This is a genomic window from Pseudomonadota bacterium (genome assembly GCA_037200975.1).
Classification (GTDB): domain Bacteria; phylum Pseudomonadota; class Gammaproteobacteria; order Steroidobacterales; family Steroidobacteraceae; genus CADEED01.
In genome coordinates this window covers 3,636,603-3,649,327 of sequence record JBBCGI010000001.1, presented here as the reverse complement: position 1 = coordinate 3,649,327, position 12,725 = coordinate 3,636,603, and the positions used below count along the sequence as shown (strand labels likewise).

Below are 12,725 nucleotides of genomic sequence, written 5' to 3'. Positions count from 1 at the left end.
ATATGAAATGCCCCGGCCGGTTATTCGCGGCCGGCGTCGTGGTTGTCGGACTCGGCTGTCAATTCCGATAGAATGGCGTCCGCGCGCAGGCAGTGGCCTGTTCCGACGCGTCACTCAAGGGAAATTCATGGCTGTTCGATCGAAGCCGGCGGCAGGCTCGGCCCCTAACAACCCGACACGCCTGCTGCGTATTCACGGCAAGGTCGCGCGGGAGCTGGGCACGGCGATCGTTTCCGGGCGTTATCGCCCCGGCGACATTCTCCACGGCGAGATCGACGCCAGCGACCGGCTCAAGGTGTCGCGCACCGCGTATCGCGAAGCGATCCGCATCCTCGCCGCCAAAGGGCTGGTGGGATCGCGTCCCAAGGTGGGCACACGCGTCAACCCCGAAGCGGAATGGCACCTGCTCGATCCCGATGTGCTGGGCTGGATGTTCGACGTCAATCCCAACGAATCCTTCCTCGAAAGCCTGTTCGAGTTGCGCAAGATCATCGAGCCGGAAGCGGCGGCGCTGGCGGCGAAGCGGCGCACGGACAAACACCTGGCGGCGATGGCGGACGGTCTGCGCGGCATGGCCACGCACACGCTGTACACGGAAGCCGGCCGCAACGCCGACCGCGATTTTCATGCTGCGCTGCTCAGCGCTTCCGCAAATGCTTTCCTGATCTCGCTGACCAGCGGCGTCAGCGCGGCCATTTCGTGGACCACGGTTTTCAAACAGCGTGCGATGCCGAAGCAGCGCGACCCGGTGCCGGATCACGAACGTGTGTATGACGCCATTTCCGCTGGCGATGCCAATGCCGCACGCAAGGCGATGGCCGACCTCGTGGACATGGCCTTCCTCGACGCCAGCAAGGCGCACAAACCGAAGCGGCGGCGCGCAGGCCGCAGCTAGCGGCAACGCCGCCTCCTCAACTCAATGATTGTGGCGCGGCACGCCGAAGGTCTGCGCGATGCGTTGATAGTCGACGGCGCGCTCGATGATGCCGCCGGTGCCCAGCTGCCCCACGGTCGCGCGATGGATCTCCTGCCACGGCGTCTGATTGACCGGCGAGCGATACCCGCCAGCCGCCGCGAGCGCGGCACGCCGCTCCTCGAGCTCTGCGGCACTGATCAACACGTTCACCTCGCGGCGATTGAGATCCACTCGCACACGATCGCCGGTGCGAAGCACGGCGAGCCCGCCTCCGGCCGCGGCTTCGGGCGTCGCGTTCAGAATGGAAGGTGAGCCCGAGGTGCCGGATTGCCGGCCGTCGCCGATGCAGGGCATGGAGTGAACACCGGCTTCGATGAGATAACGCGGCGGACGCATGTTCACGACCTCGGCCGAGCCGGGGTAACCCAGCGGCCCGACACCCCGCATCACGAGGATGGATCGCTCGCCGATGGCCAGCGCCGGATCGTCGATGCGCGCGTGGTAATCCTCCGGACCGTCGAACACCACCGCCGCGCCTTCGAAGGCCTGGGGATCGTCGGGGTTGGATAGATAGCGCTCGCGGAATTCCGGCGAGATGACGCTGGTCTTCATCACCGCCGAATCAAACAGATTGCCGCTGAGCACGGACAGGCCAGCGGCGAGTTTCAGCGGACGTTCGAACGGGCGGATCACCGCTTCGTCTGCGATGCGCGCATCGCGGTAGATTTCGCCGATGGAGCGGCCATCGACCGTGCCCGCTCCGTCTTCCAGCAAGCCCTGCCGCAGGAGCTCGCCGATGACGGCGCCGACTCCGCCCGCGCGATGGAAATCCTCGCCGAGGTACTCCCCGGCCGGCTGCATGTTCACCAGCAGCGGAATGTCGCGCCCGTACTTCTCCCAGTCGACGAGATTCAGCTCGACGCCCACGTGGCGCGCCAGCGCCAGCAGGTGGATAGGGGCGTTGGTCGAGCCGCCGATGGCCGAATTGACGCGAATCGCATTGAGGAATGACGCACGCGTCAGGATGTCCGAAGGTTTGCGATCGGCCGCCACCATCTCCACGATGCGACGGCCGGTGTGATACGCGCATTCCTGACGGTCGCGATGGGTGGCGGGAATCGCGGCGGAGCCCGGCAGCGCCATGCCGAGCGTTTCGGTGAGCGAGCTCATCGTCGTGGCGGTGCCCATCGTGTTGCAGTAACCCGTCGACGGGGCGGCCGAGGCCACCAGCTTGATGAACTCGTCATACCCGATCGCGCCCGTGGCAAGCTCCTGTCGCGCCTCCCACACGACCACGCCCGAACCGACGCGCCGGCCGCGATGCCATGCGCTCGACATCGGCCCCACCGACAACGCGATGGCGGGAATGTTCACCGTGGCCGCCGCCATGAGACAGGCCGGCGTCGTCTTGTCGCAGCCAATGGTCAGCACCACCCCATCCAGTGGATAGCCGAACAGCACTTCGACCAGTCCGAGATAGGCGAGGTTTCGGTCGAGCGCAGCTGTCGGCCGCTTGCCCGTTTCCTGGATGGGATGAACCGGGAACTGCAGCGGAATGCCGCCCGCGGCACGGATGCCGTCGCGCAGGCGTTCGGCGAGCACCAGGTGATGGCGATTGCAGGGGCTCAGGTCCGAGCCGGTCTGCGCGATGCCGATGATCGGCATGCCCGACTGCAGCTCCTCGAGCGACAACCCGTAGTTCATGTATCGCTCTAGATAGAGCGCCGTCATGTCCGGATTGGTGGGATCGTCGAACCACGCCCGCGAGCGCAATTTCCGCACCGTACTCATCGCATGATCCGTGTTTGGGAGCGGCGGCGGGCGACGGAGGATTGAGGGGCGGTACTTGGCATGCTGGCGCGTCCGGCGATATTTAATACTCAGAGTATATAGCGAACCCGCCAAAGCGGAAGTCCGGTGCCTCCCGGGCACAGGAGCGGCGCGATCAGACCGATCGTGCGACGCTCAACAGCAGCCGGTAGTCGCGCGTTTCGCCGGCTTGCAGGAAGTGCGCGCCGTGCGGTTCCTGGTCGTGGGCCGGAAGCGAACTGTGGGGCTCGATGCCCAGGGCATAGATCCCGGACTGCCATGCACGCCACAGGCCCAGCGCAGGCAGCGTCGCGGCGGAATATGCAATCTCGAGTGCCAGTCCACCCTCCAGCCTGGGGTTGCGCACTCCGGCTCGCGCCAGGCCGTTGGCATCGCCCTCGACTGGATGCGAGTCGACGCGCTCGCTGACATCGTCCGCGGCAACGGGCGGCGACGAAACAAAATCGGCGCGCAGCTGCGACTCGAAGTCGCCAATCAATTCGGATTCCTCGTCGAGCAGCGGATAGCCCACGTTGCAGTGATAAAGAATGCCGTGGCGTGTTGGACGGAAACCGACGTTCGTCACGCGGTCGTTCAGGTCGAGCCGCGGCTCGAATAGCGGAATCTCGATGCGGCGTCTGAGCGTCAGTACTTCGCCGAAAAGCGCGGCCTGCCGCACTTCCGCCTCGCACCACAAACAGGGTATGGCCCTCTCCGTATCGATTCCATAGCCGCGCAGCGTCGCGCCGATTCCGGAAATGCGCCCATGCAACGGCCAGTGCGCGCGCGTGCGCTCGGGATAGATGAAATTCTGCGCCGAGCCGACGGCGGGAATTCCGTAGTGGTCCAGGCCGCAGGTGACGAGGAATCCGTCGAAGCTGCGTAGCCGGCCGAGACCTTCCTCTGAATCGAATTCGCGCGCCGGTGCGGACCCTACCGGGCCATTCCAGCCGAGATTGATTCCGCGCCATCGCAAGGCGGAAATATCGAAGCCGCGGTCCACCGCAATCTCGCATTCCAGGCCGGCGGCGTTGCGGCAAAAAAGCAGCCGCTGGCCGCGCGCCGGGCCATCCTCGAGCGCAACGAGGCGAACTTCTCCGATCCCGCGAAGATCCGTCTTGCGTCGCAGCTCGCTCAGCGCGGGTGCCGTCGCGGAATAAACGCGCGTCATCAGAGGCTCATTCCGCCGTCGATGATCACGTTTGCGCCGGTCAGGAAACCTGCCTCATCGGATGCGAGCATCACGGCAACCGCGGCAATTTCTTCGGGCCTGCCTAACCTGCCCATCGGCTGCCTCTCGACGAGCGCCCGCAGCGCCGCGTGTGCGTCGCTGCCCGCTTCAGCGCGGCCACGTAGAGAAGGTGTATCGGTGGTCCCCGGGCTGATGGCATTGCAACGCACGCCGTCGCGGATGAAGTCGCGCGCCACCGCCATCGTGAGGCCGATCACCGCGGCCTTGCTCGTCGCATACGCAAACCGGTTCGGGGCGGCCATCACTGAAGAGACCACGGAAGCGATGTTCACGATGGCTCCGCGCTTGCGTTCGACCATCGGCGGCAGGAATGCCGCGATGGTCGCAGCCATCGAAAGTACATTGATCCTGAGGCTTTTCTCGAGCGCCGCGTAACCGTCGTCGAGAACGGTTCCCGTTGCCACGTAGCCGGCGCAGTTCACCAGCACGTCGACGTCGCGAAAAAGGATTGCCGCGTCGGCCGCGGCGGCGCAATCCGCGGCATCCAGGGTCGCGAACCGTAGCCGCACGTGTGGCGGCATCGATTGCAGCCCCGCCTCATTCAGATCGGTCGCGATGACACTTGCGCCTTCCGCGAGGAACGCGGCAACGATGGCGCGGCCGATGCCCTGCCCGGCCGCCGTCACGAAACACGTCTTCTCCGCCAGCCGCTCGCCCATCCTTCCCCCATACCGCCGAACGCGAAACGGCGCCGCAACGCTTTCGCAAGTTGTATGAGTATTATAATAGCAGCGAACGGGTCCCGCGCACTGCCAGGGCGCGCATGATCACGATGGGCGTCCGCTTCGACTTATGACTAGACGCCGCTTTTCCAGTGAGGACTCGCGGGCGTGTGACCGATGCCCGGATTGAAGCAGTTGCACGGATCCAGGCCGCGGTAAAACTCCGCCAGAGCCGGCTTGGCGACGTACAAATGACCGACATTGTGTTCGGCGGGATACTCTGCCCCGCGCGCGTCGAGCAATTTCCACAGCCGGTGCTCGAGAGCCGTCGTGTCCACGCCCTTGCGCACGATGTAGTCCTGGTGAAAGACATGGCAGAAGAAATGTCCGTAGTAGAGCGCCACGTGTAGCTGCGCGCGGACGTCTTCTGGCAGCACTTCGAACCAGTCTCGATCGTTCTGTTTGAGCGCGACGTCGAGCGCCACGATGTCCTCGACCTCCTTCGCGTGAATCGCTCTGTAGCGAATGGCAGCACCCGCGGCGACGAAGCGATGCAACAGCGCCTTGTTAGCCTCCGCTGCCGTGCACTCGAAGAAACTTCCGGTTGCGGACGGAAAAATGGAGTTGAGATGGCTGGCCGCTTCCGCAATGCCGGGGCCCGCCATCTTCAGGATCAGGTGATGCTCGAACCGGTCGCGGAAATCATTCAGCCGTGCCGGCAGGTGGCCTGGAAACAGACGGCTCAGCAGCTGAAGCAACCGGTCGCTGGGCGCGCGGATGCGCAACCCGAGGCGTGAGACCAGCGCGTCGAACTTGCGCTTGAGTTCAAAGAAAGCCGGCAGCCGCTTCGTGCCGAAGTGTTGAATGCTGAGGAACGCGTCTTTGCCGTAGAGCTCCGCGATGTCGAACATCTGCCGGTGGAGGTACTCGCCGGCCAGCGGAAGGTTGTCGAAGCGAGAGAGGATGTGCCGGCGCAGTGCAGTCAGCTCCGCCGGATCGGATGTGCCGATGTAGAAAACCCGAGTCTCATCGTCCGTCGGAAACGTATCCACCCGCACGGCAAAGACCATCATCTTGCCCGCGCAGCCCGAGGCTTCGTACAGACGCCGGCTGTCCGCGTTGAAACGCGCCGGGTGATCGGAATCCACCTCCCGCACGCGCCGGGCGTAGTCGCGGTCCGAGCCCCATCGGGACGGATCGTCTTCGACGTCGGCTTCGCCGAATTTTCCCTGCTCCAGGCGGTCGAGTATCTGCTCGGGATCCTGACCCAGAGTCACACCGAGATGATTGACGAGCTCCAGTCGGCCGTCTTCATGCAGCCGCGCGAATAACGCCATCTGCGTATACGCAGGCCCGCGCCGGACCAGTGCGCCGCCGGAGTTGTTGCAGATACCGCCGATCACCGATGCGCCGATGCAGGATGAGCCGATGACGGAATGTGGCTCCCTGCGAAACGGCTTGAGTGCGTCTTCCAGCTGATAGAGCGTGGTGCCCGGCAGGCAAATAGCCTGCTGACCCTCACGAATCACAAACAACTTGGTGATGTGCATCGTGTTGACGATCACCACGTCGCGATAGTCATTGCGATCCGAAGGCGTCGATCCGCCAGTCAGCCCCGTATTGGCAGCTTGCATGAGAACGACTTTGTTCGCGGTCACGCAGGCTTTGAGAATCCGCCACTGCTCGACGAGTGAGCGCGGCCGGACTACCGCAAGCGCCTGCCCTTCACCACAGCGAAAGCCCGTGCGATAACTCTGCGTCTGCTTGGCGCCCGTCAATACCTGGGCACGTCCGACGATCGATACGAGGCCGGCGATAAATTCTGCGTTCATCTCATCTGACATAGGTTCTCGACGGATTGTTGTGCGGTTTCGCGCCATCTTCAGGTCCGGGACGTTAACATCCCTCCTCGCTTTTGACGCACGGGAACCGATGAACGATGCGCAGGTATTCTCCAGCACGTATGAGCAGCGTTCTATCGGCTGCGACGCTATCGGTCTTTCTGGCTTCGTGCGCCGCGATGCTCGCGGATGATGGCAAATCCACGGTGTGGCTGCTGCGGGATGTCACTCGAGTGGGCGGTCATGCCACTGAAGTGGTCGGCACCCCCACCGTTGGCGGCGCTGGCACCGATGCCGCCATTGTTTTTGACGGCAAAGGTGACGCCGTCTTCGTCCCCGCCATTCCCGTCGCCGGCTGGCGGGCGTTCACGATCGAAGTTCGCTTCAAACCCGACGGCTCCGGGAGCGAAGAGCAGCGCTTCCTGCATCTCGAGGACGATCTGAAACATCGCGTGCTGATGGAGACCCGGGTGCGCGACGGATTATGGTCGCTCGATACATTCCTGTTTCAGGATGCCGAGCACAAACTCACCTTGCTCGACCGGACGAAGCTGCATCCGACAGATCGCTGGTTCTGGGTCGCGCTGGTCTACGACGGATCGAAGATGTCCCACTACGTGAACGGTGAGCTCGAGCTCGCGGGTGACGTGGAGTTCACGCCGATGACGACGGGACGCAGTTCCATCGGCGTGCGGCAGAATCGCGTGTCGTGGTTCAAGGGCGCGATCGCCGAGGTGCGATTCACGCCAGCCGCGTTGTCGGCCGATCGATTGCGGCGCGATGGCGATCGTTGATGGTGGAACAACGATCTCTCAACCTGCCTAACCCGATTTTCGCACCACTACGCGTGTAGGAACAACGGAACTAACTACAGGTTTTCCCAGAATCTTGCCAAGCAGCGTCTCGACGAGAAGTTCGCCTCCACGACGCGTGTCTTGAAGTACCGTGGTCAGCGGCGGATTTGTAAGGCGCGCCGCCGGCATGTCGTCGAATCCGACGATCGACACATCGCGAGGTACGTCAAGTCCGCTGGCCTGGATCGCCCGCAGTGCGCCGATCGCAATGAGATCGCTCGCGGCGACGATGGCATCGAACTCGATTCGTCTTTTCATCAGCGATTTGGCAGCCAGGAAGCCTGCCTCTTCGGTCGCAATCGCGTCGACTTGCAGAGCAGATAGCGCCGGCAGGCGAGCCTCCGTCAGCGCGCGCTCGTACCCACGATAGCGATCGAAATATTCCGGATAATGATGGGTAACGTGTCCGAGGAAGGCCATGCGCCGCCGCCCCCGCGCCAGCAGGTGGCGGGTGACTTCGTAACCTCCCTGAAGATTGTCCGAGCCGATGGAGATCACGGGTTCATTCTCCAGAATCGGGCCCCAGCGAACAAAGTTCGCTCCTGCCTCGACCAATTTCCTCAATCGAGGTTGGTAGTTTCCGTAGTCGCCATAACCGAGCAGGATCACTCCATCTGCCTTGCGAGTGCATTCGAAGTCCTGAGTTGAGTCTTCGGGAAACTGCTGGAAGGAGATCAGCAGGTCGTAACCCTCGCTGGCGGAAGCCTTAGTAATCGACTCCAGCATCGCCAGAAAAAGCGGGTTGATCTGCGGATTGTCGGCGGCTGGATCCTGGAAGAAAAGTACCGCAATTGTGTTGGTCAGCTGCAAACGCAAGTTGGAAGCGTTCTTGTCAATTCGATAATTGAGATCGCGCGCGATCTTCTCGATTCGCTTGCGAGTGAGTTCGTTGACCTCCGGGTGGCCGCTGAGTGCGCGCGAAACCGTCGGCTGGCTGACACCGGCCAGAATTGCAATGTCGATCGATGTCGGCCTAACACCCATGAACTGTAATGCGCGGTGCGCACTCCCCACCCGATACGGCACCCTCATGATCAAGCCGCGTTTTGCAGTGAAGTTTTCTAACGATCATCGAATTCGAAGAAAGCCACCGAGTCCTTGTCGCGCGCATCGGCCGAGACGCACCAGTCCGCCTTCGAATAAACCATCCGTCCGCGGGACCAGGCGATCGAAATCCACGAGAGATCCACAAATCGAATCGACAGCCTGAAATCGGCGATGTCATAGCCGAAATCCGCCATGGGAGATCTGAAGAACGGCGAGATCCACGCCGCATCGACACCAAGGCTCGAAATGTAGTCGAGCCGGGCAACGGTCCTTGGGAGAACCCCGATTCCATCGCCAGCGGCGTCGAGAAAACTTCGCAAGTGCACTTGCTGGACGGTCGCGCCAAGCCACCAGGCATTTGCATCGCAGGCGTACGACGGTGACTGCGGCGATTGCGGAAGTTCTTCGAATGCGAAACTCATGCATGAAGTGAAAATAAACTTTCGACGCGCCGACGATACCTCGGGACATACGTATTCGGCTGTCGAATACGTATGCGGCCCGTTGTTGCCACGAGCGCGGCGCGCATAGGCTGTGTCCAACGAACCTTTCGGCTACGAAGCAGGGTTCGCAAAGCCCCGCCGTTGGAGCCCCCTCTGTCAGCGGGGCTTTTTTTCTGCCAAATGCACTCACGCAACGCTCAATAACGTTCAGGATGAGTAGTTTGATGTGACGAGTCACGTGAATATTGCGTAGCCGTTTTCTTCCGGCCGCATACGTATTCAGTTGGGAACCGGCGACGCCGCTGTTATCGTATCGCCACATCACGCGCACTGCCGTGAATTCCGGGTACGATTGAATCTAACTAGTTAAATACGATAACCGGCGAGAGATTACGTGCCGACATCACGGGGCATGAGCCTGGCCGGCCGGCCTTATTCAGAAGAAAGACATCGGAGCCTCGTCGCACTACTTCAAACGGACTCCGGTCAGCAGGTCGATCAAGAGCACCCGTCGACAGGGAAGTTGGCGGGTGCTTTTTTCTTCAGCGCTTGTCTGAAAGCTCCCGATTCTCATGGCGCTCGCACTTCATCCGGACTTCCAGTTCCACAAACTCAGAATCGGGCGCGAGCGGGCGCCGCTGCTGCTCATCGACAACTTGGTCGCCGACCCTGCCTTGCGCACGCTGCCTTCCAGCAGGTGAGCCACGCCTAACTGCTTGCCGATGAGACGCAGGTCCTCGTTCTTTCCCCTGAAAGAGAAGCTGGAGGAGCGGCCCACCACCCGCAGCGCGGGAACCTGCGCCAACTGGTTGAGGATTTCTTCCGCCAGGCCGTCGGCCAGATATTCCTGGTCGTGCGCCTGTGAAAGATCGACGAATGGCAACACCGCCAATGATGGGAGTGTCCGGCTGGCAGCCGCGCCGACCGGCATGGAGGTCGGTGCGCCTGCATGGCTGCGCAGCCAGATAGCACCCGCAATCGACAACAGCACGGCCGCGACGATGACAGCGGGCCAGAGCCAGCGCGGCATCGGCGGCGATGGCGGCGGACTCGCCACGGCTGCGGTCGTGGGCAGCTCGAAGCGGTAGCCCACACCGTGCACCGTATGCAGGACGCGGGGATTCTGCGCGTCCTCACCTAGCGCCTGCCGCAGCAGGCTCATGATCCGGTTCAGCACGCTGGGCGTGACGTGCTGGTGGCCCCAGATCGCGTCGAGAATTTCTTCGCGCGTGAACACCTTGCCGGGCGCGCCCACCAGCAGCGCGAGCACCGCGAAGGCCTTGGGTTCCAGCAGCTGTTCGACGCCGCCGCGCGTCAGCCGGTGGGCGACGAAGTCGATGACCACGTCGTCGAAGGCAAGGCGTTCCGGTCCGGGCTGCGGCATGAGGTTGCAAGTATATGTACATGGTCGCCGCGGCCGGACAAACGTCCCCTGAGCTTTTCCTCACAAACCCTGAGGTTTGCCTGCGTCTTTCCTCCAGATTCCCGTGCGCGGCTGCGGAAAGCTGGCGATGGAGAACGCAACACCATGAACGCAATCCCCGAAGATCGCCTGTTCCGCTGGACGGGCCGGATGTTCTATTTCACCGCCTTCGCCGGCCTGGCAATTTTCGGCACTTATGTTGTGCTGCGCGGGACCGGCGCGACCTTCAAGAATTTCGACCAGTGGCGGGACCTGATATCCGGCCTGCCGATGCGAAGCGCCGCGGACTGGATCGCCAACATTGGCATCGGCGCGCACTTCCTGATGGGGACCATCCTGGTGCTGGCGTGGCCCATCCTTTTCTCGGCGCGCATTCGTGTCCGCCACCGCGCCGTGCACCGCTGGACCGGCCGTGTGTACGTGAGCGCCGGCTTTCTTGCGGGCGTCGGCGGCATGTCGTACATCCTCACCCACGGCGCGTTCAACCGGTCCGCGTCCATCGCGTTCGGCATCTGGGGCGCGATCATGATGCTGAGCGCGGTGATGGCCTACTGGCACGCGCGCGCCCGGCGCATCGACCAACATCGCGCGTGGGCGATCCGCCTGTTCGCAATGGTGCTCGGTTCATGGATTTTCGATCTGGAGATTCGCGCCTGGATCGATCTGACCGGCGGCATCGGCGTCAGCGATTCCGATCTGGCCCCCGGCATGTTCGACTACGCCATCCTGTACCTGTTCTTCGTGCCGAACATGCTGGTGGCGGAGTTTTTCATCCGCAACAAACACAAGCACATCTCTCTGCCCCGCAACCTGAAATGGCCGGCGTGGACGGCGCTGTCCTTGGGCGGGTTGGTTTTCGTTTACACCGTCGTGGTGATGAGCGGGACGGAGTCGGGTAAGTACGGCAGGCACTTGCTCAGGATCTTTACGGGCTGAACTGCTCATTCGGATTGATGGGTGACGGTTCATTCCGGACACTCACGAAAGTTCCGCCCTCCGACGCGACTCGGACACGTCCTCCGCATAGGCAACGTCGATTCAGCGACGCCTCACATCTGAGCCGCTCGTTCAAGCACGCGTTTGGCATTTCGCCGCAGGATTTTCGGGCGCGCTCCCTTCCAGGCTGAAGGTCGCTTGCGCTTCTACCGGGTCGTGCGCAGCGTGAAAATGGCGAGCACATAGTTAGAGGAATCGCCGGTGCTCTCACCAGACCACACATGGTAGAACTCCACCGTGCTTCGGCGCCCGAGCTCGAGCCCGAAGCCCGCAGCCACGTTGTTGCGAATTATCTGAAAGTGCTCGAGATCGACATACAACTCATCGAAGGCGCGGATACTCAGCTTCATCTTGGCGGAGAGATCGGGAGTGACTACGCGAAGTCGGGAGCGGTAGCGAGCCGGCGATTGGGTGCCAAGTGAAATGAGGTTCCGGCTTTCGAGCGTCCATTCCTGTGGATCCACAGCAATGGTTGCATGCAGGCGTAACTGGGCCTCCTGAAATCGATCGTTTGCTTCCACCAGGGCAAGCGCGCCGCCGATCGCCATCGTCGCGCCAAGAGTTGTTCTGGCCTCCAGCAACGCAACTTTCGATTCCGCGTCGTCCAGAGTCATCGCGGCAACCGCAAAAGAAGACCACGGCTTGGAAAAACTGGAATCTGCGCGGCACGGAATCGTGATCTGTGACAGCCACGTGCCAAGTAGCGAGAGAAAGAGAATCGAACGACTCATTTTCTGCGCACTCTGTTTGCAGCTCGCGCCCAACTCAACCAGCAGGTTCCTGCAATAGCCTTCAATACGGCGCGTGCCTTAGGTTCCAGAAAAGAGCATCACCGGGAGATCATGATGAAGATCGGTTTGATCATTGGCAGCACGCGCCCGAACCGATTTGCCGACACCGCGGCGAACTGGGTACGCGAGGGTGCCATCACTCGCATGGACATCGAGCTGGAAGTTCTGGATCTGAGAGATCAAGATCTCCCCTTCTTCGCGGAGCCGGTGAGTCCGTCGTTCACGAATGGTGTCTACTCGCATCCGGCCGCTGAGGCGTGGCGAAGGAAGATCGGCGGCTGTGACGGATTCATCGCCACCGTCGCCGAGTACAACCACGGACCGACCGCGGTTTTGAAGAATGCGCTCGACAGCGCGTTTGTCGAATGGCGGCGCAAACCGTTCGCGTTCGTGGGATACGGTGGCGTCGGGGCCGCACGAGCCATCGAGCAGCTTCGCCAGATCGTCGCCGAGCTCCAGATGGCGCCGATCAAGTACGAGGTAAACGTAGGCCTCGAGCCATTCCTCGGCGTGTTGCGCGGCGAAAAAGCTCTCTCCGACTTCGACTTTCTGAACAACTCCCGCGCAGCCATGTTCGATGACCTGATCTGGTGGGCGCGCGCCCTGAAATCCGCCCGCGATCGTCCTCACCAATCTCAGGCAGCAGCGTAAACCGGAAATCCATCGGCCTTCGCGTGCAATCGAAATTTGT

The 12,725-nt window shown here is 62.2% G+C and carries 11 protein-coding genes and 1 pseudogene; 4 read left to right on the top strand and 8 right to left on the bottom strand.

The features are described from left to right. Nucleotides 1-127 precede the first annotated feature (127 nt). Entirely contained in the window at nucleotides 128-895 is a 768-nt protein-coding gene (locus tag WDO72_16460) for a FadR/GntR family transcriptional regulator (protein ID MEJ0087265.1), read from the top strand. Between the two features lie 21 nt (nucleotides 896-916). Here WDO72_16460 and WDO72_16455 read toward each other — a convergent pair whose 3' ends face one another. The 4 genes from WDO72_16455 to dld all read right to left on the bottom strand — a co-directional run bounded on the left by WDO72_16455 (nucleotide 917) and on the right by dld (nucleotide 6,483). Continuing rightward, nucleotides 917-2,707: an IlvD/Edd family dehydratase gene (locus WDO72_16455; protein ID MEJ0087264.1), complete on the bottom strand. Its 1,791-nt coding sequence runs from the start codon at nucleotides 2,705-2,707 to the stop codon at nucleotides 917-919. 154 nt (nucleotides 2,708-2,861) lie between these two features. Then, on the bottom strand, nucleotides 2,862-3,896 hold the full coding sequence (locus tag WDO72_16450; protein ID MEJ0087263.1) for an aldose 1-epimerase family protein: 1,035 nt from the start codon (nucleotides 3,894-3,896) through the stop codon (nucleotides 2,862-2,864). Next, nucleotides 3,896-4,636, bottom strand: coding sequence for an SDR family oxidoreductase (locus tag WDO72_16445; GenBank protein MEJ0087262.1), 741 nt, complete (start codon nucleotides 4,634-4,636; stop codon nucleotides 3,896-3,898). The genes WDO72_16450 and WDO72_16445 overlap by 1 nt, the downstream gene beginning before the upstream one ends. Nucleotides 4,637-4,773: 137 nt before the next feature. After that, nucleotides 4,774-6,483, bottom strand: coding sequence for a D-lactate dehydrogenase (gene dld, locus WDO72_16440; GenBank protein MEJ0087261.1), 1,710 nt, complete (start codon nucleotides 6,481-6,483; stop codon nucleotides 4,774-4,776). A gap of 176 nt (nucleotides 6,484-6,659) precedes the next feature. Between dld and WDO72_16435 the strand changes: the two genes are divergently transcribed. Then, a complete protein-coding gene (locus tag WDO72_16435; protein MEJ0087260.1) occupies nucleotides 6,660-7,274 on the top strand; it encodes a LamG domain-containing protein in 615 nt (204 codons plus the stop codon). A gap of 27 nt (nucleotides 7,275-7,301) precedes the next feature. Here the strand turns inward: WDO72_16435 and WDO72_16430 are convergent, their stop codons facing one another. From WDO72_16430 to WDO72_16420, 3 genes and pseudogenes are all read right to left on the bottom strand, one after another. Continuing rightward, entirely contained in the window at nucleotides 7,302-8,318 is a 1,017-nt protein-coding gene (locus WDO72_16430) for a substrate-binding domain-containing protein (protein ID MEJ0087259.1), read from the bottom strand. 174 nt (nucleotides 8,319-8,492) lie between these two features. Continuing rightward, nucleotides 8,493-8,803 (bottom strand): annotated as a pseudogene (locus tag WDO72_16425) (alpha-amylase family glycosyl hydrolase). 607 nt (nucleotides 8,804-9,410) lie between these two features. After that, entirely contained in the window at nucleotides 9,411-10,208 is a 798-nt protein-coding gene (locus WDO72_16420; protein MEJ0087258.1) for a winged helix-turn-helix domain-containing protein, read from the bottom strand. On the opposite strand from WDO72_16420, the gene WDO72_16415 reads away from it, so the two are divergent. Beyond that, nucleotides 10,146-11,183 carry a DUF2306 domain-containing protein gene (locus WDO72_16415; protein MEJ0087257.1) on the top strand — a complete coding sequence of 346 codons (1,038 nt, stop codon included), beginning with the start codon at nucleotides 10,146-10,148 and terminating at the stop codon, nucleotides 11,181-11,183. The two genes, WDO72_16420 and WDO72_16415, sit on opposite strands and share 63 nt — an antisense overlap. A gap of 206 nt (nucleotides 11,184-11,389) precedes the next feature. On the opposite strand, the gene WDO72_16410 is transcribed toward WDO72_16415, so the two are convergent. Continuing rightward, the gene (locus WDO72_16410) at nucleotides 11,390-11,974 is read right to left on the bottom strand and encodes a hypothetical protein (GenBank protein ID MEJ0087256.1); all 585 of its coding nucleotides are present in this window, start codon (nucleotides 11,972-11,974) and stop codon (nucleotides 11,390-11,392) included. Nucleotides 11,975-12,088: 114 nt separating this feature from the next. Here WDO72_16410 and WDO72_16405 point away from each other — a divergent pair, with 114 nt between their 5' ends. Next, complete coding sequence (locus tag WDO72_16405) at nucleotides 12,089-12,685, top strand: NAD(P)H-dependent oxidoreductase (GenBank protein MEJ0087255.1); 597 nt, start codon at nucleotides 12,089-12,091, stop codon at nucleotides 12,683-12,685. Nucleotides 12,686-12,725: the final 40 nt, after the last annotated feature.

What these genes read in the sequence shown, in the direction of transcription:
- WDO72_16460 (MEJ0087265.1), top strand. Translation starts at nt 128, where the DNA reads ATGGCTGTTCGATCGAAGCCGGCGGCAGGCTCGGCCCCTAACAACCCG.
- WDO72_16455 (MEJ0087264.1), bottom strand. Translation starts at nt 2,707, where the DNA reads ATGAGTACGGTGCGGAAATTGCGCTCGCGGGCGTGGTTCGACGATCCC.
- WDO72_16450 (MEJ0087263.1), bottom strand. Translation starts at nt 3,896, where the DNA reads ATGACGCGCGTTTATTCCGCGACGGCACCCGCGCTGAGCGAGCTGCGA.
- WDO72_16445 (MEJ0087262.1), bottom strand. Translation starts at nt 4,636, where the DNA reads ATGGGCGAGCGGCTGGCGGAGAAGACGTGTTTCGTGACGGCGGCCGGG.
- dld (MEJ0087261.1), bottom strand. Translation starts at nt 6,483, where the DNA reads ATGTCAGATGAGATGAACGCAGAATTTATCGCCGGCCTCGTATCGATC.
- WDO72_16435 (MEJ0087260.1), top strand. Translation starts at nt 6,660, where the DNA reads ATGCTCGCGGATGATGGCAAATCCACGGTGTGGCTGCTGCGGGATGTC.
- WDO72_16430 (MEJ0087259.1), bottom strand. Translation starts at nt 8,318, where the DNA reads ATGGGTGTTAGGCCGACATCGATCGACATTGCAATTCTGGCCGGTGTC.
- WDO72_16420 (MEJ0087258.1), bottom strand. Translation starts at nt 10,208, where the DNA reads ATGCCGCAGCCCGGACCGGAACGCCTTGCCTTCGACGACGTGGTCATC.
- WDO72_16410 (MEJ0087256.1), bottom strand. Translation starts at nt 11,974, where the DNA reads ATGAGTCGTTCGATTCTCTTTCTCTCGCTACTTGGCACGTGGCTGTCA.
- WDO72_16405 (MEJ0087255.1), top strand. Translation starts at nt 12,089, where the DNA reads ATGAAGATCGGTTTGATCATTGGCAGCACGCGCCCGAACCGATTTGCC.